Origin of the sequence: Streptomyces aquilus (assembly GCF_003955715.1) — a bacterium.
Classification (GTDB): Bacteria; Actinomycetota; Actinomycetes; order Streptomycetales; family Streptomycetaceae; genus Streptomyces; species Streptomyces aquilus.
Genome location: NZ_CP034463.1, coordinates 7,484,293 through 7,508,156, shown reverse-complemented (window position 1 = coordinate 7,508,156; position 23,864 = coordinate 7,484,293). Strand labels below are relative to the sequence as shown.

The following is a 23,864-nucleotide window of genomic DNA, read 5'->3' as shown; positions in this document are numbered from 1 at the left end:
TCGAACCTCCCCGCCGTGGCGCTGCCGTGCTCGCGGGGCCGTCTCTCGGTCGGGTGGTCCGTGGGACAGGCCCGTCTTCGACGGTAGGCACCGGCTGATCGGCGGGACAGATCGCGTGGTGAACGCGCCCCCTTCCGCTCCCCCGGTTCACTCCGAGCGCCTGCCCGGACGGGTGAATGGGTGGGGGCGGGTGGATACACCCTAGGGGTGGGGGAACCGAGGGGGGACCGTGGAGCGGCGGAGTACTCCGTGACCGCCGCTCCACGGACGGAGCGTCATCGAGCGGCTCAGCCGAAGACGGCCAGGCTCTTGGCCTTGCCCTTCTGTTCCTCGACCAGGGCGAGGAAACGGCCCTCGGGGTCGAAGACGGCGACCGCGCCGCGGCCCGCGTACGCGTCGGGCATCTCCAGACGTACGCCGTTCAGGAGCAGCCTCGCCCGCTTGGCGTCCACGTCCCAGCGCGGGAACGCGGCCGCGGCGGCCTCGGCGATCGGCATGACCGTCAGCTCCTGCTGGAGCTGGTCCAACGTCTTGGCCGAGTCCAGCTTGTAGGGGCCGACGCGGGTGCGGCGCAGCGCGGTGAGGTGGCCGCCCACGCCCAGGTCCGCGCCCAGGTCACGGGCGAGCGCCCGGATGTACGTGCCCGAGGAGCAGACCACGGACACCACCAGGTCCATCACCGGCGTGCCGTCGGCCGCGACCGCGTCCCGGACGTCGTACACCGCGAAGGACGAGATCCGCACCGGGCGGGCCGGGATCTCGAACTCCTCGCCCTCGCGCGCCCGCTTGTAGGAGCGCACGCCGTCGATCTTGATGGCGCTGACCTTGGACGGCACCTGCATGATGTCGCCGGTCAGCTTGGCGATCCCGGCGTCGACGGCCTCGCGGGTGACCTTCGAGGCGTCTGTCGACCCCGTGATCTCGCCCTCTGCGTCGTCGGTCAGGGTCGTCTGGCCGAGCCGGATCGTGCCCAGGTACTCCTTCTCGGTGAGGGCGAGATGCCCCAGGAGCTTGGTCGCCTTCTCGACGCCGAGGACGAGCACGCCCGTCGCCATGGGGTCGAGGGTGCCGGCGTGGCCGACGCGGCGGGTCCTGGCGATCCCGCGCATCTTGGCGACCACGTCGTGCGAAGTGAAGCCCGACGGCTTGTCGACGATGACAAGGCCGTCGGGCGTGGTGCTCTTCCGGTTCATTCGGAGGTGTCGTCCTCGTCCTCGCCCGGCTTGCGGTACGGGTCCGCCTCACCGGCGTAGGTGGCGCCGGCCGAGACCTCGCGCACCTTCTCGTCGGACTGGCGGGCCTTGTCGAGGAGGTCCTCGATGGTCCGGGCGGTGTCCGGGAGGGCGTCGGCCACGAAGGTGAGCGTCGGGGTGAACTTCACGCCCGCCGCCGCGCCGACCGCGGAACGGAGCACGCCCTTGGCGCTCTCCAGTCCGGCCGCCGCCGCCGCTCGCTCCTCGTCGTCCCCGTACACCGTGTAGAAGACGGTCGCCTCCCGGAGGTCACCGGTGACCCTGGTGTCCGTGATGGTGACGTGGGTGCCGAGCCGCGGATCCTTGATCCCCCGCTGCAGCTTCTGGGCCACCACCTCCCGGATGAGGTCCGCCAGCCTCTTCGCCCGCGCGTTGTCGGCCACTGGTCCGTCTCCTTAGTTACTTCTTCTTGCCGCTTGCTTCAGTCTTCGTCGCTGTGGAGCCTGCGTCGAACCGAGAGCAGTTCCACCTCGGGCCGCCCGGCTACCAGCCGCTCGCAGCGGTCCAGCACGTCGGTGAGGTGGCCTGTGTCCCCGGATACCACCGCGAGCCCGATCTCGGCCCGGCGATGGAGGTCCTGATTGCCCGTCTCCGCCGCACTCACCGCGTACTTGCGCTGGAGCTCGGCCACGATCGGACGGACGAGTGAGCGTTTCTCCTTCAGCGAGTGGACGTCGCCGAGGAGCAGGTCGAAGGACAGAGTCCCCACATACATGTGTGTGTCCGGATGTCCCGCCGGTTCGGGGTACGGGCGCCGCGCTTGGACGCCGATACGGGAACCGTACACGCAACGGCCGGGGCCGATCGACGGAAATTCCGTGGAGGAACTTCCCCGCCGATCGGCCCCGATCGCGTGCTGTGACGGTCAGACGCGCGGCTTCTCGCGCATCTCGTACGTCGCGATGACGTCGTCGACCTTGATGTCGTTGAAGTTTCCGAGGTTGATACCACCCTCGTAGCCTTCGCGGATCTCGGTGACGTCGTCCTTGAAGCGACGCAGACCCTCGATGTTGAGGTTCTCCGCGACCACCTTGCCGTCGCGGATGAGGCGCGCCTTGGTGTTGCGCTTGACCTCGCCCGAGCGGATGAGGACACCGGCGATGTTGCCCAGCTTGGACGACTTGAAGACCTCGCGGATCTCCGCCGTACCGAGCTCGACCTCTTCGTACTCCGGCTTGAGCATGCCCTTGAGGGCCGCCTCGATCTCCTCGATCGCCTGGTAGATGACCGAGTAGTACCGGACGTCCACGCCCTCGCGCTCGGCCATCTGCGCCGCGCGGCCGGCCGCGCGGACGTTGAAGCCGATCACGATGGCGTCGGAGCCCATCGCCAGGTCGATGTCCGACTCCGTGACCGCACCGACGCCGCGGTGCAGGACGCGGATGTCGACCTCTTCGCCGACGTCCAGCTGGAGCAGGGAGGACTCGAGCGCCTCGACGGAACCAGAAGCGTCACCCTTGATGATGAGGTTGAGCTGCTGGACCTCGCCGGCCTTGAGCACCTTGTCCAGGTCCTCGAGGGAGACGCGGCGCGTGCGCTTGGCGAACGCGGCGTTGCGCTCACGGGCGGCGCGCTTCTCGGCGATCTGACGGGCCGTACGGTCCTCGTCGACCACCAGGAAGTTGTCGCCCGCACCCGGGACGTTGGTCAGGCCCAGGACCTGGACCGGCGTCGACGGGCCGGCCTCGGCCACGCTGTTGCCGTTGTCGTCGTGCATCGCCCGGACTCGGCCGTACGCGTCGCCGACCACCATGGTGTCGCCGACCCGCAGCGTGCCGCGCTGGACGAGGACCGTCGACACGGCACCACGGCCGCGGTCGAGACGGGACTCGATCGAGATGCCCTGCGCGTCCTGGTGCGGGTTGGCCCGCAGGTCGAGCGAGGCATCGGCGGTGAGGATCACGGCCTCCAGCAGGGAGTCGATGTGCAGACCCTGCTTGGCGGAGATGTCGACGAACATCGTGTCGCCGCCGTACTCCTCGGCCACCAGCCCGTACTCGGTGAGCTGACCGCGCACCTTGGTCGGGTCGGCGCCCTCGACGTCGATCTTGTTGACCGCGACGACGATCGGCACGTCGGCCGCCTTGGCGTGGTTCAGCGCCTCGACCGTCTGCGGCATGACGCCGTCGTTGGCCGCGACGACGAGGATCGCGATGTCCGTCGACCGCGCACCACGGGCACGCATGGCGGTGAACGCCTCGTGACCCGGGGTGTCGATGAAGGTGATCTTGCGCTCTTCGTCGTTGACCTCGGTCGAGACCTGGTAGGCACCGATGTGCTGGGTGATGCCGCCGGCCTCGCCCGCGATGACGTTCGTCTTGCGGATGGCGTCGAGCAGTCGGGTCTTTCCGTGGTCGACGTGACCCATGACGGTGACGACCGGCGGGCGGACCACCAGGTCCTCCTCGTCGCCCTCGTCCTCGCCGAACTCGATGTCGAAGGACTCGAGCAGCTCGCGGTCCTCCTCCTCCGGGCTGACGATCTGAACCGTGTAGTTCATCTCGTCGGCGAGGAGCTGGAGCGTCTCGTCGGAGACGGACTGCGTGGCCGTGACCATCTCGCCGAGGTTCATCATGACCGCGACGAGCGACGCCGGGTTGGCGTTGATCTTCTCGGCGAAGTCGGTGAGCGAGGCACCGCGCGACAGGCGAACGGTCTCGCCGTTGCCGCGAGGCAGCATCACGCCGCCGACCGACGGGGCCTGCATGGCCTCGTACTCCTGGCGCCTCTGCCGCTTCGACTTGCGACCGCGACGCGCGGGACCGCCGGGGCGACCGAAGGCGCCCTGCGTGCCACCACGGCCACCCGGACCACCGGGACGACCGCCGAAGCCGGGACGACCGCCGCCGCCCGCACCGGCACCCGGACCACCGGGACGACCGGCGAAGCCGCCGCCACCGCCACCGGGACCACCGGGACGACCGGCGAAGCCGCCACCGCCGCCACCGGGACGACCGGCGAAGCCGCCGCCGCCACCCGGACGACCGCCGCCGCCACCGGGACGACCGGCGCCACCGGGACCACGGCCACCGGGGCCACCGCCGCCGGGACGCGGGCCGGCAGCGGGACGCTGCGGCATCATGCCGGGGTTGGGACGCGGGCCGCCGGGGCCGCCGCCGGGACGCGGGCCGCCCTGCGGACGAGGCATGCCGCCCGGGGTCGGACGCGCGCCACCCGGAGCCTGCGGACGGGGACCGCCCGCCGCGCCCTGGGGACGGGGACCGCCCTGGCCCTGCGGACGCGGGGCGCCGCCGGGACGCTCACCGGGGGCACCGGGGCCGCCGGGTCGCGGGGCACCGCCCGGACGGGGCGCCTGCGGGCGCGCCATGCCGGTGGAGCCACCAGAGGTGAAGGGGTTGTTGCCCGGACGGGGACCGGCCGGACGGGCACCGGGACGCGGCGCCTGGCCACCCGGACGCTGGGCGCCGGGAGCGGGACGGTCACCACGACCCTGGCCGCCCTGTGCGGGGCCGCCGGGGCGGGCACCCGGACGCGGGGCCTGCTGGCCGGCCGGACGCGGGGCACCCGGACGCGGGCCGGAGCCCTGCGCGGGAGCCGGTGCGGCGGGGGCCGACGGGGGCGCCGTGAACTCGGGGGTGGTCGGAGCCGGAGACGCCGGCGCGGGGCGCGGCGCGGGCTTCGGACCCGGACGGGGGCCGGGAGCAGCCGGCGCGGCGGGAGCCGCGGGCGTCTCGGCGGCGGCCGGCTTGGGGGCCGGCGGGCGCGGGGCGGCCGGACGGGCAGCCTGCGCCGGAGAGGGGGCTGCCGGCTTCGCCGGGGCAGCCTTGCGCGGGGCGGGCTTGCCGCCTCCGTTGCCCTGCTGGAGGGCGTCCGTCAACTTACGGACGACGGGCGCTTCGATGGTCGAAGACGCCGAACGGACGAATTCACCGAGTTCCTGGAGCTTGGCCATGACGACCTTGCTCTCAACCCCGAACTCCTTGGCGAGTTCGTATACCCGGACCTTAGCCACTTCGCTCCTTTTAGGTCCGGGTTGCGTCCGGACCGTCGCTACTTCATGGGCGTACTCATCGCGTGCTCATCGAGTGCTCATCGCAATCTCGACCTACTTCCAACTCGCGGGGTACCAGGGCCGCACGGGGGTTCCGTACGACACTCCTTGCGGTGTTGCCTGCTCAGCAACTGTCTGTCTGCTCGACGTACTGGCGCAACGCCTTTACGTCGAGCGCTCCCGGGGCGCGCAGCGCCCGCGTGAACGCCCGGCGGCGGACCGCCTGGTCGAGACAGACCAGGGCGGGGTGCACATAGGCGCCCCGGCCGGGCAGCGTACCGCTTGGATCGGGGACGCATGCGTCCTTGATCGCCACGGTGCGCAGCAGATCGGTCTTGGCCGCTCGCTGCCTGCACCCCACACAGGTGCGTTCAGGGCATGCGCGGGCGTGCGTCCGGCCAGACACTGCTAAGTCTACCTCCCCGTACCGACCTCACCCCTTTGGGGCAGGAATCGAACGGTTGTTGTCGTGATCTAAGCCAACCGCGGCTTGGATCTATTCCTCAGTCCTGCTCGGCGGGCTGCTCGGTGTCCGGACGGATGTCGATCCGCCAGCCGGTCAGGCGGGCCGCAAGCCGGGCGTTCTGCCCTTCCTTGCCGATCGCCAGGGACAGCTGGTAGTCCGGCACGGTCACGCGCGCGGAGCGGGCCGCGAGGTCCACGACCTCCACCTTGGAGACACGGGCCGGGGACAGCGCGTTCGCCACCATCTCGGCCGGGTCGTCCGACCAGTCGACGATGTCGATCTTCTCGCCGTTCAGCTCACCCATGACATTGCGCACCCGGCCGCCCATGGGGCCGATGCAGGCGCCCTTGGCGTTGAGGCCGCTGCGGGTGGACCGCACCGCGATCTTCGTACGGTGACCGGCCTCACGCGCGATGGCGGCGATCTCGACGGACCCGTCGGCGATCTCCGGCACCTCCAGCGCGAAGAGCTTCTTCACCAGGTTGGGGTGGGTGCGCGACAGGGTGACGGACGGACCGCGCACGCCCTTCGCCACGCGTACGACGTACGACCGCAGCCGCATGCCGTGCTGGTAGGACTCGCCGGGGACCTGCTCCTGCACCGGCAGGATGGCCTCCAGCTTGCCGATGTCGACCAGCACGTTCTTCGGGTCGCGGCCCTGCTGGACCACGCCGGTGACGATGTCGCCCTCGCGCCCGGCGTACTCGCCGAGCGTCGCGTCGTCCTCGGCGTCGCGCAGCCGCTGCAGGATGACCTGCTTGGCGGTGGTGGCGGCGATACGGCCGAAGTCGGACGGGGTGTCGTCGAACTCTCGGGGCTCCTGGCCCTCTTCGAGGTCCTCGGGGTCTTCCTTCGCCCACACGACCACATGGCCGGAATCCCGGTCGAGGCGCACGCGCGCGTGGCGGTGGCTTCCCTCGGTGCGGTGGTAGGCGATGAGGAGGGCCGACTCGATCGCCTCGACCAACAGGTCGAAGGAGATCTCCTTCTCCCGTACCAAGCCCCGCAGGGCACTCATGTCGATGTCCACGGCTACGCCTCCTCTTCCTTCTTGTCCTTGCGGTTGAACTCGACCTGGACGCGCGCCTTGTCGATCTCGGCGAAGCCGAGCCTGCGGCTGGTCGCCTTGCGGCCCTTCACTCCGGGGACCTCGACGTCCAGGCCGTCGTCGTCGACCTCGAGGATCCGGGCGACCAGTTCCCCGCCCTCGGCCAGCTGGAACTTCACCAGCCGGTCGACGGCACGGGTGTAGTGCCGGTGCTCGGTGAGGAGGCGCTCCGCGCCCGGGGTGCCGACCTCGAGGGTGTACTCGCCCTCGCCCATCGCGTCCGTCTCGTCGAGCTTCGCCGAGAGCGCGCGGCTCACATCGGCGATGGCGTCCAGATCGGCGCCCTGGTCGGAGTCGACGACGACACGCAGCACGCGCTTTCGTCCGACGGAGTCCACTTCGATCTCTTCGAGATCCAGTCCCTGGGAGGTGACGAGCGGTTCCAGGAGCTCTCGCAGCCTCTCGCTCTGGGTGGTGCTCATCCGGGTGACTCCTCGGCCGCGTGTGCTGTTGTGGGAAGGTCGCGTGTCTGGTCAAAGGGTATCCGGTCCGAAGGACTGTTGCCGTCCATCGTGCGCCCCCAGGGGCCCGCGAACGGTGCCGATGAGTGGCCGCGGACCGGTGCGCGGGTACCGTGATCACGGGCGGGGCCGCCCTTCCCGCCCGTGTGTTCGTACGAGCCCCCGAGGACGTCTGCCGTGCCGTACCCCCTGCCGCCGCGCACCCCCTCGGGGCCGCGCAGAAGAACCCTCCTCGCCTCGGCCGCCGGCGCCGCCCTCCTGGTGGGCTGCTCCTCCGGGTCCGACGACTCGGACGCCGAGGAGAGCACCGGAGGCAGCCCGTCGGTCACCGAGCGGGCACGCACGCGTGCGGCGCGGGACAGCAGGGGGATCGTCGAGCGGTACGACGCCGTCCTCGCCGCGTATCCGACCCTGGCGGAGCGGCTGACACCGCTGCGGGAGGCGGCCGTACGGCATGTGGAGGCCTTCGGAGGAACCGTCACCGCGGCCTCCCCCACGATGTCGCGGCCGTCGCCCTCGGCCACCGCGCCGGTGAGTGAGAAGGACGCCCTCGTCGAGCTCGCCGACGCCGAGCGGGCGCTCGCGGACGCGCGCGCGAAGGCGCTGCTGGAGGTGCCGGGCGAGCTGGCCCGGCTGCTGGCGTCGGTGGCCGCGGCCGGGGCGGCGCACGCATATCTGCTGAAGGAGGGGGCCAAGTGAGCGACGAGGACGAGAAGCGGACCCTGACCGCGCTCCAGGCGGCCTTGGCGGCCGAGCACGCGGCCGTGTACGGCTACGGCGTGGTCGGCGGCCGCATCCGCGAGGGCCGGCGCACCGAGGCGCGTTCCGCCTACGACGCCCATCGCGCCCGGCGTGACCTGCTGGTCCGGGAGGTGCGGGACCTGGGCGGCAAGCCGGTCGCGGCGGCGGCCGGATACGCGCTGCCGTTCCCGGTGCCGGACTCGGAGGCGGCCGTACGGCTGGCCGCCGAGCTGGAGGACCGGGTCGCCGGGGTGTACTCCGACCTCGTCCGGGCAAGCGTGGACGGGCGGCGCTCCATGGCCGCGGAGGCACTGCGGGAGGCGGCGGTGCGGGCGGTGCGCTGGCGCGGGGAGAGCGTAGCCTTCCCTGGTCTCGCCGAGCGGGCGGCGCCGGCCACGGCCAGGCCGACTCCCACGGCGTAACACGTACGGGAAGGAAGAACTCGGGTATGGCTTTCGAACCGCCGCAGCGTCTGGTCAGGGCGCTCGGTGAGACGGCACCTGACGGTGACGACTGGTTGGAGAAGCTGCCCGAGGCGGCTCAGCAGGCCGTCGCGCTACGCGAGTTGACCGTGGAGCGGGTACAGGTGCCGGGCGGTCGCAGCAGCCTGGTCGTGCTGGTCCGGCGTGCCGACGGTACCCCCGCCGTGCTCAAGCTCGCCCCGCCGCGGTTCCGGCCGGAGGCCGAGCGGGCGGCGCTGACGCACTGGGACGGGCTGGGGGCCGTACAGCTGCTGGAGCCCTACGCGGGTGAGGGTGTGCTGCTCCTTGAGCGGTTGCATCCCGATGTGTCGGTGCGGTCGCTGCCGGAGGCGAAGGCGCTGCTGGAGGCGGCCGGTACCTTGCGGCGGCTGTGGGTCGAGCCGCCCGCCGGGCACGTGTTCGAGACCGTGGCCGAGCGGACGGGACGGCAGGCGCAGGCGATGCGGGCGACCGCGTCGGAACGGGCCGAGGTCGGACCGCTGGTCTCCGCCGCGGTCGGCGCCCGGGAGGAGCTGCTCGCCGCGCCGCCCGAGGAGCGGCTGCTGCACGGCACGTTCCGGCAGAGCAAGGTGCTGGCCGCGGAGCGGACGCCGTGGTTGGCGGTGGGGCCGGATCCGGTGGTGGGTGAGTGCGCGTTCGACCTGGCCCGGCTGGTGCGGGACCGGGTGGAGGATCTGATCGCCTCGCCCTCGGGGGCTTCGATCACCCGGCGGCGGGTGAAGCGCCTCGCGGAGTCGTTGGACGTGGACCAGGAGCGGCTGCGGGGGTGGACCCTGTTCCGGGCCGTGGAGTCCGGGGTGCGGGCGCTCAGGGTCGGTCGGCCTCAGGACGCGGAGCTGTTGCTGGAGTTCGCGGGCTGGTTGTAGCCGGGCCGCCGCGCAGACGGGAGCACGCCCCCCTGCCGAGGGTCGTCGCAGGGGGGCGTGATGGGTCCGGCCGACGTGCCTCCCGAGCCTGCCGACCGGAGTCTCATGGGGATGGCGGCGGGTGGGTGGGGGCCGTTGCGGTGGGTTCGGTGGCCGTGGTGGCCGTTGCGATGAGTTCGGTGGACTCGGTGAGCTGGGCGGGTGCGGCGGGCTGGGCGGGCTCGGTGAGCAGTGCTCCCTCCAGTGCCAGTAGCCGGGTGTGACGGCGCAGATGGGCCGCCTGGTCGGGGGCCGGGGGGCCGTCCGCGGCGAGGGCGTGCGGTGCGTACGGGGTGTGGGCGAAGAGCGGGAGGTCGGCCGGGTGCAGCCGCCAGGACAGTTGCCGCCCGCCGGCCTCGATGCGCAGTTGGTGGACGCCGTCGGGGCCGGCCTCGCTGTCGGGGGCGAGGACGGCGCTCGCGGGGTGCAGCGCGGCCAGCCAGGCGAGCAGGTGTGCGTGGTCGAGCCGGACGCGGGTCAGCTCCCGCTCGTAGGAGTCGGCGTGACGCTGCCAGCGGTCGCGTTCCCGTCGGCAGTCGTCCAGGTCGCGCTGCTCGGGGCGGGGCACGCGGCCGGAGCGCAGGGCACGACGCAGGGCGGCGGCCGCCCGCCCCAGCGAGCCGGGCGCCCCTGGACCGCGGGCGTCCTTTTCCTCGTGTTCCTCGTGTTCCTCGTGTTCCTCGTGTTCCTCGTGTTCCTCGTGCGGGGTGATCGGAGGGGGCGTGGACATCAGGTACTCCGGTGACGGTGAACAGGTCTCAGCACGGGGCGTCGGTCGCGGGGGCGGCCGCACGGGAGCGGGTCTCGTCGGTACGGTCGCGGGTGGATCCGGTGCGCCGGTACCGACCGGCACCGCGGGCATTGGCGTCCCGACACGCCTCGTCGACGAACTCGCCCCGACGCAGGTGCCGTTGGTAGGCGGCCCGGGTCCCGCAGGGCGCGAGACGGGGCCTCGGACTCGGGGCACCGCGCTCATACGGCCCGTCGCCGGACGGTGTCGTCTCGGGCCGTGGGGGCTGCTCGGCGGCGGCGTCGCCGCCTCGGCTTCGCCCGCCCGTGGGGTCTCCGGCCCGGTTGCGCCCGGCCGCCGGGTCGTCGGCCCGGTTCCGCCCGGCCGCCGGGTCGCTGTCGCGGTTCCGCCCGGCCGTGAGGTCTCCGTAGCGGTTCCGCCCGGCCGCCGGGTCGCCGTCGCGGTATCGCCCGCCCGTGAAGTCTCCGTCGCCATACCGCCCGCCCGTGAGGTCTCCGGCCCGGTTTGGCTCGGCCGCCGGGTCGCTGTCGCAGTTCCGCCCACCCGTGGGGTCTCCGGCCCGGATGGACGGTGGGTCGGTGGCCGTTCGGGGAGGGGCGGCGGGCCGTGAGCCCGTGACCGGCCCGGAAGGAGGAGCGGCGGCCTGGACGGACCGTGCGCCTGCGACGGCCCCAGGAGGAGGGGCAGCGGGCCAGACGCACCCTGCGCCACCCGTGACCGGCCCGTAGGAACGGCTGGCAGGCCGAACACTCCCTGCGTCGCCGGTCGGCCCGGCTGAACGGGCGGGCTCCTCGCGGGACAGCGGCGACGGTCCCCTACCCGGAACGGCGCTCGCGCGCCCGGCGGGTCGACCGCGGGGTCCTCCGTCGGGCCCCAACCTCCGGTCACCGCCGGGCCACCCGACGTGTGACGCAGCGGTACCGCCCGTCCTCCTGCCCGCGACGGCCCCGGCCTCCCCGGGCGGCAACCCTGCGACCTCCCTGGGCCGCGACCCCCCGGCCTCTCCCGGCGGCGACCCCGCGACTTCTCGGGACCGCGGCACCGCGACCTCCCCGCGCGGCAACCCCGCCGCCTCCCGGGCCCCCGACACCCCGGCCTCCCCTGGCGGCGCCCCCGCGACCTCCCCGGACCGCGACCCTCCAGCCTCGCCGGGCGGCGACCCCACAACCTCCCCGGACCGCGACCCCCCAGCCTCCCCGGACCGAGGCACCGCAACCTCCCCGGACCGAGGCACCGCGACCTCCCCGCGCGGCGCCCCCGCAACCGCCCCGGGTGACCGTTCGGCCGGGGCCCCGGACCCTCGTTGCCTGCGGCTCCCCGGGGGCGACCCGTGGGAGGGTCCCGTCGAGCGCGTGGGCGTCGGCGCCTCGTCGTCCGGTGGGGTGTGCTGGTGTGGCAGGTGGTCCGGCGTCTGGGCCAGGGCGTGGCGTTGGGCGCCCGTCAGGCCGGCGATGATGCCCTGGCGGTCGCAGCGCGGCAGGCTTCGCTCCCTGTGGAGCACCGCGGCCCGGCACGGATCGAGCACCGGGCAGGCCGCGCAGATCGCCAGCGCCGTGGACGTGTACCGCTGGGTGAACCACAGGTCGGCGTCCTGCCCCCGGCAGGCCGCGCGTGTCTCCCAGGCCCGCGAGCCCGCGTCCGCCCAGGTCTCGGCGGTGGGTGTGCGCAGGTTCATCGGACCGGTCCCGCCGGTCCGTACGCCGGTGGCGCCGGTACGGGGGCGAGCGACGACGCGGCGGGGTCAGCGTCGTCCGGGGGCAGGGTCCGTACCGGTGTCAGCGGGCCCAGGTGGGCCGCCACGTTGGCCAGGGAGCAGCGCTCGGGCCGGCCGTCCACGGACATCAGCGGCATGCCGTCCTGGCGTCTGCACCCCTGGAAGTACCAGACGTCCCCGTGCCCGTCGCGCAGCGGGAGGGCCAGGTCGTAGACCTTGTCGCCGAGCCGGAAGGGGCGGGCCGGTGCGGTGGGCGCTGCGGAGGGCAGGGTCGCCGCGGCTCCGTGGGCCACCACCGTCACCCGCACGCCGTCCCGCATCCCCTCGCCGATCACGGTGTGCGGGCGGGTGCCCTCGCCGACGATCGTGATGCCGAAGTAGGCGCGCCAGCGGGTCCACTGCGTGGGCCCGTCGACGCGGAGCACGACCCGTACCCGGTCGCCGTCGACGCGGATGTCGGCGGGGTTCAGATGGCCGGCGAGATGGCGCCCGATGACCTGGGCGACGCCGCGCGCCCGCGCACAGGCGGCGTCCCAGTCCAGGGCCTTGCGCTCCAGCTCGGTCAGTGGACGCGGGAAGCGGGACCAGCCTCCGCCGGGTGTGCGGTACAGGAGGGTGCCCGGCGGGCGACGGGGGTCGACGAGCAGCCTCGCGCAGTCGAGCGCGTGGGCGACGGCCACCGCCTGTTCCGGCGGGACGGACCCCAGGACGGCGCGGATCACGCCGGCGGCATGGGTGAGGTTGCTGTTCACACGGACACCGCCTCGATGGACCAGCGCAGCTTCAGCAGGGCCCGGCAGGTGAGCGTGCGTACGGCTCCGACCGTCTGTCCCGTCACCAACGCCGTTTCCTGCGGGGTGAGTTCGTCCAGGTAACGCAGCTCCACGCAGTGCCGCTGACGGGCATTCAGGGTCTTCAAGGCGGCGCGGACCGTCTCCCGGGCCTCCACGGCCTCCAGCTCACGCGCGACCGGGCCTCCGGTACCGGAGCCCGGCCCGCGGGGGTCGTCGAACTCCCCTACCGGGGTCTCCCATCGGGTCCGGCCACGGCCGAGTTCGTCGAGCCAGAGGTTCTTGGCGATGGTGGTGAGCCAGCCGGCGAAGGCGACCCCCTGCCAGGTGAAGCCGTCGATCCGGCGCAGGGCGCGGACGAACGCCTCCTGGGTCAGGTCCTCCGCCAGATGTCTGTTGCGCGTCCGGACGAGGAGGAAGCCGTACACGACGCGGTAGTGCTGGTGGTACAGCGCGGCGAACGCCTCACGGTCCCCGGCGCGAGCACGCGTGACCAGTTCGGGTTCCGGGGTGGCCTCGACGATGGGGTGGGCCGGTAACGACATGATCGCTCTCCCGTCGGCATCGGTGCAGAGGTGCGGGGCGACAGGCTCCGCATCTTCGTTATCCATGTAGATGTAGATTCCGGAGACGCTCCGCAGTCTTCATGTAGATGTAGATCGTGTCAAGGTGCTTCTGTGACGGGAGAGTCAAGCCGTGCACACCGGACCGCCACAGGCCCGATCTGCGATCTACTTGCGCTTGTAGATAACGATGACCGATCCTCGGAGACGTGACGAACGAGGCGAGCCGCCCAGCATCCCCCGAGACCGGCCAGGACCCGCCGCGCCGTGACGAGGATCTGGCGGCCCTGCTCGAACGTCTGCTGGCACAGGTGCCGGACAGGACCCAGAAGGACCTGGCGGCGGAGACCGGTATCGCCTACCCGACGCTCAACGCCTGGATGAACCGCACCCGCGGCACCTCACGCATCGACCCGGAGAAACTCCGTGTCCTGGTCGAGGTGTTCCGGCGCTGGGGCGTCCGCACGACGCCGAAGGAGTTCTTCGAGGCGGTCGGCCGCCCCGTGCCGGGCCCCAGCGGGGACGAGCGCGAGGCCCGGCTCCTGAAGCTCTACCGGCAATTGCCGGAGGCACGTCAGCGCGCACTACTGAAGGACGCCGAGGCGATGCTTCAGGTCAGTCGCATCGTGTGAGGCCAGCGCCGCGCGACCGGCTGTCCGGCCGGTCGCGCCGACATCCGCCGGTTGTGACGCACGGTCCGGATGCGACGGGTGAATATGCCGAAACAGTGCATGCATCCGGCCGCCGTCGGTACCATCAGTCAGCCGCTGGCCTCCCGGAGCGGAACGCTCATGCCGTAGCGCTTTCCTGGGGAGACAGTTGTGTGCGTCCACATTGCCGTAACCGACGGTCTGGCGAACATCGCGGTCTGGGACTCGGACGAGGTCAGCATCCGAGTCTCCCGAGGTGCGCCCACGGGTGAGGCGCTGCGGGAGGTGGCGGACATCCTCATCGTCGATCTCGGCGCCCCCGCTTCCCGCGGCGGCCCGCTGCGCTGCTTCTGCGGGATGCGTGTGGAGCTTCCCCGGGAGCTGTTCGCCTGCGTCCACGGAGCGGAAGCCGGCTGACCGGGGCGATCCCACCCACGTCCCGGACCCGCGTCGGACCGCCCCGGATTCGCGTCGGCCCGTCCCCTGCCCGGCGGGAGTGCCGGGCAGGGGACGGGCCGGACGGAAGGCGGGTCAGGCGGACAGGCGGGCGATCGCCTCGTCCACCGTCAGCTCCTCGCGCTCACCGGTCTTGCGGTCCTTCAGCTCCAGGACGCCCTCGGCGGACCGGCGGCCCGCGACGAGGATCTTCGGTACGCCGATGAGCTCGGCGTCCGTGAACTTCACGCCCGGGGAGACGCCCGCCCGGTCGTCGACCAGGGCGCGCAGGCCCGCGGCGCGCAGCTTCTCGGAGACCTCCAGGGCCAGCTCCGTCTGGAGGGCCTTGCCCGCCGCGACCACGTGGACGTCGGCCGGGGCGACCTCGGCCGGCCAGCACAGGCCCTGCTCGTCGGCGGTCTGCTCGGCGAGGGCGGCGACGGCGCGGGAGACGCCGATGCCGTAGGAGCCCATGGTCACGCGGACCGGCTTGCCGTGCTGGCCGAGGACGTCGAGCTTCAGCGCGTCCGCGTACTTGCGGCCCAGCTGGAAGATGTGGCCGATCTCGATCGCGCGGTCCAGGACGAGGCCGGTGCCGCACTTGGGGCACGGGTCGCCGTCCTGCACGACCACGACGTCGACGTACTCGGCGACCTCGAAGTCACGGCCCGCGACGACGTTCTTGGCGTGCGTGTCGGGCTTGTTGGCGCCGGTGATCCAGGCGGTGCCGGGGGCCACGCGCGGGTCGGCGATGTACTTGACCTTCTCCCCCAGGCCCTGCGGACCGACGTAACCGCGGACCAGGTCCGGGCGGCCCGCGAAGTCGGCCTCGGTGACCATCTCGACGACCGCCGGGGCGAAGTGCGCCTCGACCTTGTCCATGTCGACCTCGCGGTCGCCCGGGACACCGACGGCGACGATCTCGCCGTCGACCTTCACCAGCAGGTTCTTCAGGGTGTCGGAGGCCTGGACGCCGAGGGAGGCGGCGAGGGTCTCGATGGTGGGGGTGTCCGGGGTCGGGATGTCCTCGGCGGCGGGCACGCCGGTGGCGTCCACCGGCTTCAGCTCGTACGTGATCGCCTCGGTGTTGGCCGCGAAGTCGCAGTTGGGGCAGTCGGCGAAGGTGTCCTCGCCGGCGCCGGCCGGGGCGAGGAACTCCTCGGACTTCGAGCCGCCCATCGCGCCGGCGGTCGCGGCACAGATGCGGTAGTCGAGGCCGAGGCGCTCGAAGACGCGCTGGTAGGCCTGGCGGTGCAGGGCGTAGGACCGGGCCAGGCCCTCGTCCTCGGTGTCGAAGGAGTACGAGTCCTTCATGAGGAACTCGCGGCCGCGCAGGATGCCGGCGCGGGGGCGGGCCTCGTCACGGTACTTGTGCTGGATCTGGTAGAGGATGACCGGCAGGTCCTTGTAGGAGGACGCCTGGTCCTTCACCAGCAGGGTGAAGATCTCCTCGTGGGTGGGGCCGAGGAGGTAGTCGCCGCCCTTGCGGTCCTGGAGGCGGAAGAGCTCGGCGCCGTACTCGTCCCAGCGGCCGGTCGCCTCGTACGGCTCCCTCGGCAGCAGGGCGGGGAGCAGCACCTCCTGGGCGCCGATGGCGTCCATCTCCTCACGCACGATGCGCTCGACGTTGGCGAGCACCTTCTTGCCGAGGGGCAGCCAGCTCCAGATTCCGGCGGCGGTGCGGCGGACGTAGCCGGCGCGGACGAGGAGCTTGTGGCTGAGGACCTCGGCGTCCGCCGGGTCGTCGCGCAGCGTCTTCGCCATCAACTGGGACATGCGCTGGACCGGTGCGTTGGCCATGGTTCTCGTACTCCTGCCGGTGGGGGTCCCCCCGCTCGAGCGAAGCCGAGAGTGGGGGAGGTGATGGCAGGAGGTTAGCCGGGGGTCCGGCGGTGGCGGAAATCGGTTATCGGCGCCGCAATGGCAAGGGGGCGCCCATCACGGCGTACGGCTTCGGGGCGCTCGGGAAGAGGACCTGGCGGGCGAGGTCCTGGTAGCCGAGGGAGTGGTAGAGACCGCGGGCCGGGCTGTCGGTGTCGATCGCGGAGAGGATCGAGCGGGGTTCGGCGGCGCTGTCGGTGATCGTGGTGATCAGGGAGCGGCCGATGCCGTGGTTCTGGTGGTGCGGGTGGACGTGCAGCTCCGTGATCACGAAGGAGTCGTCCAGCCAGGTCTCGTGGCCCTGGGCACGGAGGTACGGCTCCACGACCGTGGACCACCAGTGGGTGCGGTCGTTGGGCATGCCGTAGACGAAACCCACGAGACGGCCGGCCACGGTGGCGCCGAGGGCCCGTGCGCCCGGGTACGTCATGTGGCGCAGGACGATCTGGCGTCGTACGGCGACCTCGTCCGCGCCGAGACCGAAGGCGACGGCCTGGACCGCGAGGGCCTCGTCGACGCGGGCGGAGAGATCCAGCGGGCCGATCACGATGTCGTCGTCGGGGTGGCGGCGGTGTCCGTGACCGGGGAATCGCATGTGGGGAGCGTACAGGGCGGTTCGCCGGACGACGCCGGGCACTTCGAGGGTTTCAGAACAGGACGCTCATGAACGCGCCGACCTCTTCGAAGCCCACGCGCCGGTACGTCCGCCGCGCCGCCGTGTTGAAGTCGTTCACGTACAGGCTGACCACCGGCGCCACGTCCGCGAGGGCGTAGCGCAGGACCGCCGACATGCCGGGGGCCGCGTAACCCTGGCCCCGGTATTCGGGGGCCACCCACACGCCCTGGATCTGGCAGGCGCGGTCCGTCGCGGCGCCGATCTCCGCCTTGAAGACGACCTTGCCGTCGGCGTCGAGGCGGGCGAACGAGCGGCCGGAGCCCACGAGTTCGGCGACCCGCGCCTGGTAGAGGAGCCCGCCGTCGCCCGCCATCGGGGAGACGCCGACCTCCTCGGTGAACATCGCCACGCACGCCGGCATGATCGTCTCCATCTCGTCCTTGCGGATGCGGCGGACGTACGGATCGGGGGCGACGTCGGCGGAGAGCCGGTCGGTGACCATCAGGGGCTGGTGGGCGCGGACGTCACGGGCCGGGCCCCAGCTGGGTTCCAGCAGGCGCCACAGTTCCGCGGTGGGTTCGGCGGGGCCGACGATCGAGGAGCAGCGGCGGCCCGCGCGCCGGGCGCGGTCGGCGAAGGCGCGGACCGCTCGCGGGGTGGCGCAGATGGGGACCAGGTTGGCGCCGGCATAGCAGAGGGAGGTCAGCAGGCCGTCCTCGTACCAGCCCCACATCTCGCCGCCGAGCCGCCAGGGGTCGAGGCCGGCGACCTGTACGCGGCTTGTCACGAAGGCGTTCGCGACCGGCTCGCGGTCGAGGACGGCGAGCGCGGCGTCCAGGTCGCTCGGTTCGAGGACCCGGGAGGTCGTCTGGGTCAACACGGGCGGGGCCTCACACTGGTGACTGCGCTGATCTCCGCACTGTACCTGCGGAAGCTGAGCAGCGTCGCCCTGTGATGCCGGTCGCTATGAGGTACCCGGCGTTTCGGTGCCGTCGCCTAAGAGCTCGGGGGGCAGTGGGGCGTTTGCGGCTGCGGGGGCGTGGGGGCTGGTCGCGCAGTTCCCCGCGCCCCTAAAGGCCTTTCAGCCGGCGACCGCCACCGACGGCTCGCCCGACGCCACCCCGTCCGCCTCCATCTGCTCGGCCAGCTTCATGGCTTCCTCGATCAGGGTTTCGACGATCTTCGACTCCGGGACGGTCTTGATGACCTCGCCCTTGACGAAGATCTGGCCCTTGCCGTTGCCGGAGGCGACGCCGAGGTCGGCCTCGCGGGCCTCGCCGGGGCCGTTGACGACGCAGCCCATGACGGCGACGCGGAGGGGGACCTCCATGCCGGTCAGGCCGGCCGTGACCTCCTCGGCCAGCTTGTAGACGTCGACCTGGGCGCGGCCGCAGGACGGGCAGGAGACGATCTCCAGGCCGCGCTGCTTGAGGTTGAGGGACTCCAGGATCTGGTTGCCGACCTTGACCTCCTCGACCGGCGGGGCCGAGAGGGACACGCGGATCGTGTCGCCGATGCCCTGGGAGAGGAGGGCGCCGAAGGCGACGGCGGACTTGATCGTGCCCTGGAACGCCGGGCCCGCCTCCGTCACGCCGAGGTGGAGGGGGTAGTCGCACTGGGCGGCGAGCTGCTTGTACGCCTCGATCATGACGACCGGGTCGTTGTGCTTCACCGAGATCTTGATGTCCCGGAAGTCGTGCTCCTCGAAGAGCGAGGCCTCCCAGAGGGCGGACTCGACAAGGGCCTCGGGGGTGGCCTTGCCGTACTTCTGGAGCAGGCGGCGGTCCAGGGAGCCGGCGTTGACGCCGATGCGGATCGGGGTGCCGTGGTCCTTGGCGGCCCGCGCGATCTCCTTGACCTTGTCGTCGAACTGCTTGATGTTGCCGGGGTTGACGCGGACCGCGGCGCAGCCGGCCTCGATGGCGGCGAAGACGTACTTGGGCTGGAAGTGGATGTCCGCGATGACCGGGATCTGGGACTTCTTCGCGATCGTCGACAGGGCGTCGGCGTCGTCCTGGGTCGGGCAGGCGACGCGCACGATCTGGCAGCCGGACGCCGTCAGCTCGGCGATCTGCTGGAGGGTCGCGCCGATGTCGGACGTACGGGTCGTGGTCATCGACTGGACGGAGACCGGGGCGTCGCCGCCGACGGCGACGGTGCCGACCTGGATCTGCCGGCTCTTGCGGCGCTCGGCAACCCTGGTCGGAACGGACGGCATGCCGAGAGAAATCGCAGTCATCTGCTGTGCAACCCCAAGTCGTGGATCAAGGTCCGGCGCCAACGGAACAGTGGGCTCCAGGCTTCGAGATTACGGCACGCGTGCGGGCCGGAGCACATCCGTCCCGCGGAGCCACCCGAACGAAGACGGCCCGGCACACAGCGTGCCGGGCCGTCGTGAACGCCGTATGGCTAGGAGATTCTCACCGGGTTGACGACGTCCGCGATGAGGACCAGGACCGTGAAGCAGATGAAGATGCCCGCCACGACGTAGGCCACCGGCATCAGCTTCGCCACGTCGAACGGGCCCGGGTCGGGGCGGCGGAAGAGCTTGGCCAGGTTGCGGCGCAGCGACTCCCACAGGGCGCCCGCGATGTGGCCGCCGTCGAGCGGCAGCAGCGGGAGCATGTTGAACAGGAACAGGGAGAGGTTGAAGCCGGCCAGCAGCATCACGAACATCGCCAGTTGCTGGGACGCGGGGATGTCGAGGGTGGCGATCTCGCCGCCGACCCTGGCCGCGCCGACCACGCCCATCGGGGAGTCCGGTTCGCGGGGGCCGTCGCCGAAGGCGGCGTCCCACAGGGCCGGGATCTTGGAGGGCAGGGCGGCGAGGGAGTCGACGGCGTCGCCGACGCGGTCCGTCATCCAGGTCACCGACTCGCCGAAGTCCTGTTTGACGACGCCGGTGGCGGCGCTGAAGCCGAGGAAGCCGGCCTTGACGTACTCGCCCTGGACGTAGGCCCCGCTGGAGTCCTTCTTCGCGACGAGGTTGGTGGCGATCTTGGCCGTGAGGGGGACCTGCTTGCCGTCGCGCTCGACGACGATCGGGACCGTCTTGCCGGCGCTGTCGCGGATGAGGTCGGAGAGGGTGTTCCAGTCGTCCGTCCGCACCCCGGCGAAGGAGACGATCCTGTCGCCCTTCTTCATGCCGGCCGCCGCGGCCGGGGAGGCCTTGTCGGTCTTCTTGCAGGTGTCGCGGTTCTCGCTCTGGGAGATCACGCACGGGGAGACCGAGGCGACGTCGGTGGTCTGCTGCTGGATGCCGAAGCCCATCAGGACCGTCAGGAACAGGCCGATCGCGAGGATCAGGTTCATGAACGGGCCCGCGAACATGACGATCACGCGCTTCCACGGCTTGCGCGTGTAGAAGAGGCGGGACTCGTCACCGGGCTGGAGTTCCTCGAAGGCGGCCGAGCGGGCGTCCTCGATCATGCCGCGCCAGGGTGAGGTGGAGCGGGCCTCCAGGCGGCCGTCCGGGCCGGGCGGGAACATGCCGATCATGCGGATGTAGCCGCCGAAGGGGATGGCCTTGACGCCGTACTCCGTGTCGCCCTTCTTCCTCGACCAGATGGTCGGGCCGAAGCCGACCATGTACTGGGGCACGCGGATGCCGAAGAGCTTGGCCGTGGAGAGGTGGCCCAGCTCGTGCCATGCGATCGAGACCAGGAGTCCGAACGCGAAGACCGCTATGCCGAGGATGAACATCAGGGTCGTCATGCACGGGCCTCCGCCGTCTGTGCCGCCAGTTCCCGGGCCCGGGTGCGGGCCCAGGTCTCCGCTTCGAGGACGTCCGACACCGTGAGCGAGGTTCCCGTGGCCGGCGTGCCGTGCTCCTCCACGACACGCGTCACGGTCTCCATGATCCCGTTGAAGGGCAGCGCGCCGACCCGGAACGCCTCCACGCACTCCTCGTTGGCGGCATTGAACACCGCCGGGGCCGTGCCCGCGAGCTGCCCCACGTGCCGCGCAAGGTTGACCGAAGGAAACGCGTCGTTGTCGAGGGGGAAGAACTCCCACGTCGACGCCTTGCTCCAGTCGAAGGCGGGGGCCGCGTCGGGGACGCGCTCGGGCCAGCCGAGGCCGATGGCGATCGGCCCGCGCATGTCGGGGGGCGTCGCCTGGGCGATTGTCGATCCGTCCGTGAACTCAACCATCGAGTGGACATACGACTGGGGATGCACGACGACCTCAATGCGGTCGAAGGGAATGTCGTAGAGGAGGTGCGCCTCGATGACTTCCAGGCCCTTGTTGACGAGGGTCGCGGAGTTGATGGTGATGACCGGGCCCATGGCCCAGGTGGGGTGGGCGAGGGCGTCCTCGACGCTGACGTTCGCCAGTTCGTCCTTCGTACGGCCGCGGAACGGGCCGCCGGAGGCGGTGACGACCAGCTTGCGCACGTCGGCCCGCGTCCCGGACGCCAGGGCCTGGAACAGGGCCGCGTGCTCGGAGTCGACCGGGATGATCTGCCCCGGCTTGGCGAGTGCCTTGACCAGCGGGCCGCCGACGATGAGCGACTCCTTGTTGGCGAGCGCGAGGGTGCGGCCCGCCTCCAGGGCCGCGAGGGTCGGGGCGAGGCCGATCGAGCCGGTGATGCCGTTGAGGACGGTGTGGCAGTCGGAGGCGGCGACCTGGCCGGCCGCGTCCGGTCCGGCGAGGATCTCGGGGAGCGGTTCACCGGTGCCGTACCGGGCCTCGAGTGACTCCCGCAGTGCCGGTACGACGTCCTCGCGGGCGACCGCGACGGTCCGCACCCCGAGCCGGTGGGCCTGCTCGGCGAGCAGGGAGACCCGGCCACCGTTGGCGGACAGCGCGGTGACCCGGAAGCGGTCCGGGTTGCGCAGGACGAGGTCGATGGCCTGGGTGCCGATCGAGCCGGTGGAGCCGAGGATCACCACATCCTTGGGGCCGTCGCCCGCCACGGGGTCGTAGACGAGGTGGGGATCCGCGAGGGGAGCTGGACTGTCACTCATCCCCCCATTGTTGCCGTAAGGACGGTGTGTGAGGACAGCGCGTCCCCCTCACGGTGGACAGGAGGGGGACGCGGTGTCATGGGCGGGTCAGCGGATGGGGCGGTGGACGTTGTCCTTCTCACTGGCCCCCGGTGTGGCGTCGGCGATCCAGGGGCCCTCGCCCGAGGGGTCGACGATGCCGTCCTCCAGCCACTCGTAGGTGCCGGACATGACGCCCTTGACGACCTTGCGGTCCAGGTCGTCGGTGTTGGTCCACAGGCGGCCGAAGAGCTCCTCGATCCGGATGCGGGACTGGCGGCAGAAGGCGTCCGCCAGTTGGTAGGCCTCGCGGCCGTGGGCCTCGGTGGTGCGCAGGAGTTCGGCGCGGACACAGACCGCGCTCATCGCGAAGAGCTCCGCTCCGATGTCGACGATCCGGCCCAGGAAGCTCTGTTTGGTCTCCATGCGGCCCTGCCAGCGGGACATGGCGTAGAAGGTGGAGCGGGCGAGTTTGCGGGCCGTGCGCTCGACGTAGCGGAGGTGGACGGAGAGGTCGACACCGTGTTTGAACTCGTTGTAGGAGTACGGCAGCTGGCCCTGGCCCGCGACCAGTTTCGGGAGCCACTTGGCGTAGAACACGCCCGCGTTGGCGCCCGCCTTCGCCTTGTCCGTCAGGGACTTGTCCGGGTCGATCAGGTCGCCCGCGACCGAGAGGTGGGCGTCGACCGCCTCGCGGGCGATCAGCAGGTGCATGATCTCGGTCGAGCCCTCGAAGATGCGGTTGATGCGGAGGTCGCGCAGGACCTGCTCCGCCGGGACCGCGCGTTCGCCGCGGGCCGCGAGGGACGCCGCCGTCTCGAAGCCCCGGCCGCCGCGGATCTGCACCAGTTCGTCGGCCATCAGCCACGCCTGCTCGGAGGCGAAGAGCTTCGCCAGGGCGCCCTCGATGCGGATGTCGTTGCGGTCCTCGTCGGCCATCTGGCTGGCGAGGTCCGTGACCGCCTCCAGGGCGAAGGTGGTGGCCGCGATGAAGCTGATCTTCGAGCCGACCGCCTCGTGCTGGGCGATGGGCTTGCCCCACTGCTCGCGGGCCGCCGACCACTCGCGGGCGATCTTCAGGCACCACTTGCCGGCCGCCACGCAGGAGGCGGGCAGGGAGAGCCGGCCGGTGTTGAGGGTGGTGAGCGCGATCTTCAGGCCCGCCCCTTCCGGGCCGATGCGGTTCGCGGCCGGGACCCTGACCTGGTGGAAGCGGGTCACGCCGTTCTCGATGCCGCGCAGGCCCATGAAGGCGTTGCGGTTCTCGACCGTGATGCCGGGCGAGTTGGTCTCGACGACGAACGCGGTGATGCCGCCCCGGTGGTCCTCGGACTTCGGCACCCGGGCCATGACGACGAGGAGGTCGGCGACCACGCCGTTGGTGGTCCAGAGCTTCACGCCGTCGAGGACGTAGTCGTCACCGTCGGGGACCGCGGTGGTGGCGAGGCGGGCCGGGTCGGAGCCGACGTCGGGCTCGGTGAGCAGGAAGGCGCTGATGTCGGTGCGGGCGCACCGGGGCAGGAACGTCTCCTTCTGCTCGTCCGTGCCGAACAGCTTCAGCGGCTGCGGTACGCCGATCGACTGATGGGCGGAGAGCAGCACGCCGATCGCGGGGCTGGCCGAGCCGGCCAGCGCGAGCGCCTTGTTGTAGTACACCTGGGTGAGGCCGAGCCCGCCGTACTTGGTGTCGATCTTCATGCCGAGGGCGCCGAGTTCCTTGAGGCCGTTGATGACCTCGTCGGGGATCTGGGCCTCGCGCTCGATGAGGGCGCCGTCGACCTTCGTCTCGCAGAAGTCGCGGAGCTTGGCGAGGAACTCCTCGCCGCGCTGGGCGGCCTCCTCGGACGGCAGGGGGTGCGGGTGGACCAGGTCGAGCCGGAAGCGACCGAGGAACAGTTCCTTGGCGAAGCTGGGCTTGCGCCACTCCTGTTCCCGGGCCGCCTCGGCGACCTCGCGGGCCTCACGTTCGGAGACGGTGGGTTTGCTGGGTGGGGCGGACATGAGGCTCACCTCGCCGCGAATCGGGATCTTGGACCGTTTTCGTTACCGA

The 23,864-nt window shown here is 71.7% G+C and carries 23 protein-coding genes; 5 read left to right on the top strand and 18 right to left on the bottom strand.

Annotation, left to right across the window (positions count from 1 at the left end; genetic code table 11):
- Positions 1-287: 287 nt before the first annotated feature.
- From truB to rimP, 7 genes are all read right to left on the bottom strand, one after another.
- The gene (gene truB / locus EJC51_RS34725) at positions 288-1,193 is read right to left on the bottom strand and encodes a tRNA pseudouridine(55) synthase TruB (protein WP_079313071.1); all 906 of its coding nucleotides are present in this window, start codon (positions 1,191-1,193) and stop codon (positions 288-290) included.
- Positions 1,190-1,636, bottom strand: coding sequence for a 30S ribosome-binding factor RbfA (gene rbfA, locus EJC51_RS34720; RefSeq protein WP_126274666.1), 447 nt, complete (start codon positions 1,634-1,636; stop codon positions 1,190-1,192). The genes truB and rbfA overlap by 4 nt, the downstream gene beginning before the upstream one ends.
- 38 nt (positions 1,637-1,674) lie before the next feature.
- Positions 1,675-1,968 carry a DUF503 domain-containing protein gene (locus EJC51_RS34715; RefSeq protein ID WP_018531172.1) on the bottom strand — a complete coding sequence of 98 codons (294 nt, stop codon included), beginning with the start codon at positions 1,966-1,968 and terminating at the stop codon, positions 1,675-1,677.
- A gap of 150 nt (positions 1,969-2,118) precedes the next feature.
- The gene (gene infB, locus EJC51_RS34710; RefSeq protein WP_126274665.1) at positions 2,119-5,226 is read right to left on the bottom strand and encodes a translation initiation factor IF-2; all 3,108 of its coding nucleotides are present in this window, start codon (positions 5,224-5,226) and stop codon (positions 2,119-2,121) included.
- Positions 5,227-5,389: 163 nt separating this feature from the next.
- Positions 5,390-5,671 carry a YlxR family protein gene (locus EJC51_RS34705; protein ID WP_097269584.1) on the bottom strand — a complete coding sequence of 94 codons (282 nt, stop codon included), beginning with the start codon at positions 5,669-5,671 and terminating at the stop codon, positions 5,390-5,392.
- 97 nt (positions 5,672-5,768) lie between these two features.
- Positions 5,769-6,761: a transcription termination factor NusA gene (nusA, locus tag EJC51_RS34700; protein WP_126274664.1), complete on the bottom strand. Its 993-nt coding sequence runs from the start codon at positions 6,759-6,761 to the stop codon at positions 5,769-5,771.
- A 2-nt stretch (positions 6,762-6,763) separates the two neighbouring features.
- Positions 6,764-7,261, bottom strand: a complete 498-nt coding sequence (rimP, locus tag EJC51_RS34695) for a ribosome maturation factor RimP (RefSeq protein ID WP_126274663.1) — start codon at positions 7,259-7,261, stop codon at positions 6,764-6,766.
- A gap of 216 nt (positions 7,262-7,477) precedes the next feature.
- Here rimP and EJC51_RS34685 point away from each other — a divergent pair, with 216 nt between their 5' ends.
- From EJC51_RS34685 to EJC51_RS34675, 3 genes are read left to right on the top strand one after another with little or no spacing between them, the layout of a single operon-like run.
- Entirely contained in the window at positions 7,478-7,999 is a 522-nt protein-coding gene (locus EJC51_RS34685) for a hypothetical protein (RefSeq protein WP_126274662.1), read from the top strand.
- Positions 7,996-8,463, top strand: coding sequence for a ferritin-like domain-containing protein (locus EJC51_RS34680; protein ID WP_126274661.1), 468 nt, complete (start codon positions 7,996-7,998; stop codon positions 8,461-8,463). Before EJC51_RS34685 ends, EJC51_RS34680 begins: the two co-directional genes overlap by 4 nt.
- Before the next feature lie 26 nt (positions 8,464-8,489).
- Positions 8,490-9,389, top strand: a complete 900-nt coding sequence (locus EJC51_RS34675) for an aminoglycoside phosphotransferase family protein (RefSeq protein WP_126274660.1) — start codon at positions 8,490-8,492, stop codon at positions 9,387-9,389.
- A gap of 103 nt (positions 9,390-9,492) precedes the next feature.
- Here the strand turns inward: EJC51_RS34675 and EJC51_RS34670 are convergent, their stop codons facing one another.
- The 4 genes from EJC51_RS34670 to EJC51_RS34655 are packed head-to-tail and all read right to left on the bottom strand — an operon-like array spanning position 9,493 to position 13,229.
- A complete protein-coding gene (locus tag EJC51_RS34670; RefSeq protein ID WP_126274659.1) occupies positions 9,493-10,158 on the bottom strand; it encodes a hypothetical protein in 666 nt (221 codons plus the stop codon).
- Between the two features lie 28 nt (positions 10,159-10,186).
- A complete protein-coding gene (locus EJC51_RS49630) occupies positions 10,187-11,854 on the bottom strand; it encodes a WhiB family transcriptional regulator (protein ID WP_126274658.1) in 1,668 nt (555 codons plus the stop codon).
- The gene (locus tag EJC51_RS34660) at positions 11,851-12,645 is read right to left on the bottom strand and encodes a BN159_2729 family protein (protein WP_126274657.1); all 795 of its coding nucleotides are present in this window, start codon (positions 12,643-12,645) and stop codon (positions 11,851-11,853) included. Before EJC51_RS34660 ends, EJC51_RS49630 begins: the two co-directional genes overlap by 4 nt.
- On the bottom strand, positions 12,642-13,229 hold the full coding sequence (locus EJC51_RS34655) for an RNA polymerase sigma factor (RefSeq protein WP_126274656.1): 588 nt from the start codon (positions 13,227-13,229) through the stop codon (positions 12,642-12,644). The genes EJC51_RS34660 and EJC51_RS34655 overlap by 4 nt, the downstream gene beginning before the upstream one ends.
- Positions 13,230-13,456: 227 nt before the next feature.
- Here EJC51_RS34655 and EJC51_RS34650 point away from each other — a divergent pair, with 227 nt between their 5' ends.
- A complete protein-coding gene (locus tag EJC51_RS34650; protein ID WP_126274655.1) occupies positions 13,457-13,879 on the top strand; it encodes a helix-turn-helix domain-containing protein in 423 nt (140 codons plus the stop codon).
- Positions 13,880-14,068: 189 nt separating this feature from the next.
- Positions 14,069-14,314 (top strand): hypothetical protein, encoded by a 246-nt coding sequence (locus tag EJC51_RS34645; RefSeq protein ID WP_126274654.1) that lies wholly within the window; start codon positions 14,069-14,071, stop codon positions 14,312-14,314.
- 114 nt (positions 14,315-14,428) lie between these two features.
- Here the strand turns inward: EJC51_RS34645 and EJC51_RS34640 are convergent, their stop codons facing one another.
- The 7 genes from EJC51_RS34640 to EJC51_RS34610 form a co-directional block, all read right to left on the bottom strand.
- Positions 14,429-16,132, bottom strand: a complete 1,704-nt coding sequence (locus tag EJC51_RS34640) for a proline--tRNA ligase (protein ID WP_126274653.1) — start codon at positions 16,130-16,132, stop codon at positions 14,429-14,431.
- 106 nt (positions 16,133-16,238) lie between these two features.
- Positions 16,239-16,808, bottom strand: coding sequence for a GNAT family N-acetyltransferase (locus EJC51_RS34635; protein ID WP_126274652.1), 570 nt, complete (start codon positions 16,806-16,808; stop codon positions 16,239-16,241).
- A 52-nt stretch (positions 16,809-16,860) separates the two neighbouring features.
- On the bottom strand, positions 16,861-17,709 hold the full coding sequence (locus tag EJC51_RS34630) for a GNAT family N-acetyltransferase (protein WP_126274651.1): 849 nt from the start codon (positions 17,707-17,709) through the stop codon (positions 16,861-16,863).
- Positions 17,710-17,910: 201 nt separating this feature from the next.
- A complete protein-coding gene (gene ispG, locus EJC51_RS34625; RefSeq protein ID WP_079310275.1) occupies positions 17,911-19,068 on the bottom strand; it encodes a flavodoxin-dependent (E)-4-hydroxy-3-methylbut-2-enyl-diphosphate synthase in 1,158 nt (385 codons plus the stop codon).
- Positions 19,069-19,238: 170 nt separating this feature from the next.
- Positions 19,239-20,531 (bottom strand): M50 family metallopeptidase, encoded by a 1,293-nt coding sequence (locus EJC51_RS34620; RefSeq protein WP_126277249.1) that lies wholly within the window; start codon positions 20,529-20,531, stop codon positions 19,239-19,241.
- Between the two features lie 8 nt (positions 20,532-20,539).
- Positions 20,540-21,796 carry a 1-deoxy-D-xylulose-5-phosphate reductoisomerase gene (gene dxr, locus EJC51_RS34615; protein ID WP_126274650.1) on the bottom strand — a complete coding sequence of 419 codons (1,257 nt, stop codon included), beginning with the start codon at positions 21,794-21,796 and terminating at the stop codon, positions 20,540-20,542.
- A gap of 87 nt (positions 21,797-21,883) precedes the next feature.
- The gene (locus EJC51_RS34610) at positions 21,884-23,815 is read right to left on the bottom strand and encodes an acyl-CoA dehydrogenase family protein (RefSeq protein ID WP_126274649.1); all 1,932 of its coding nucleotides are present in this window, start codon (positions 23,813-23,815) and stop codon (positions 21,884-21,886) included.
- Positions 23,816-23,864 lie beyond the last annotated feature (49 nt).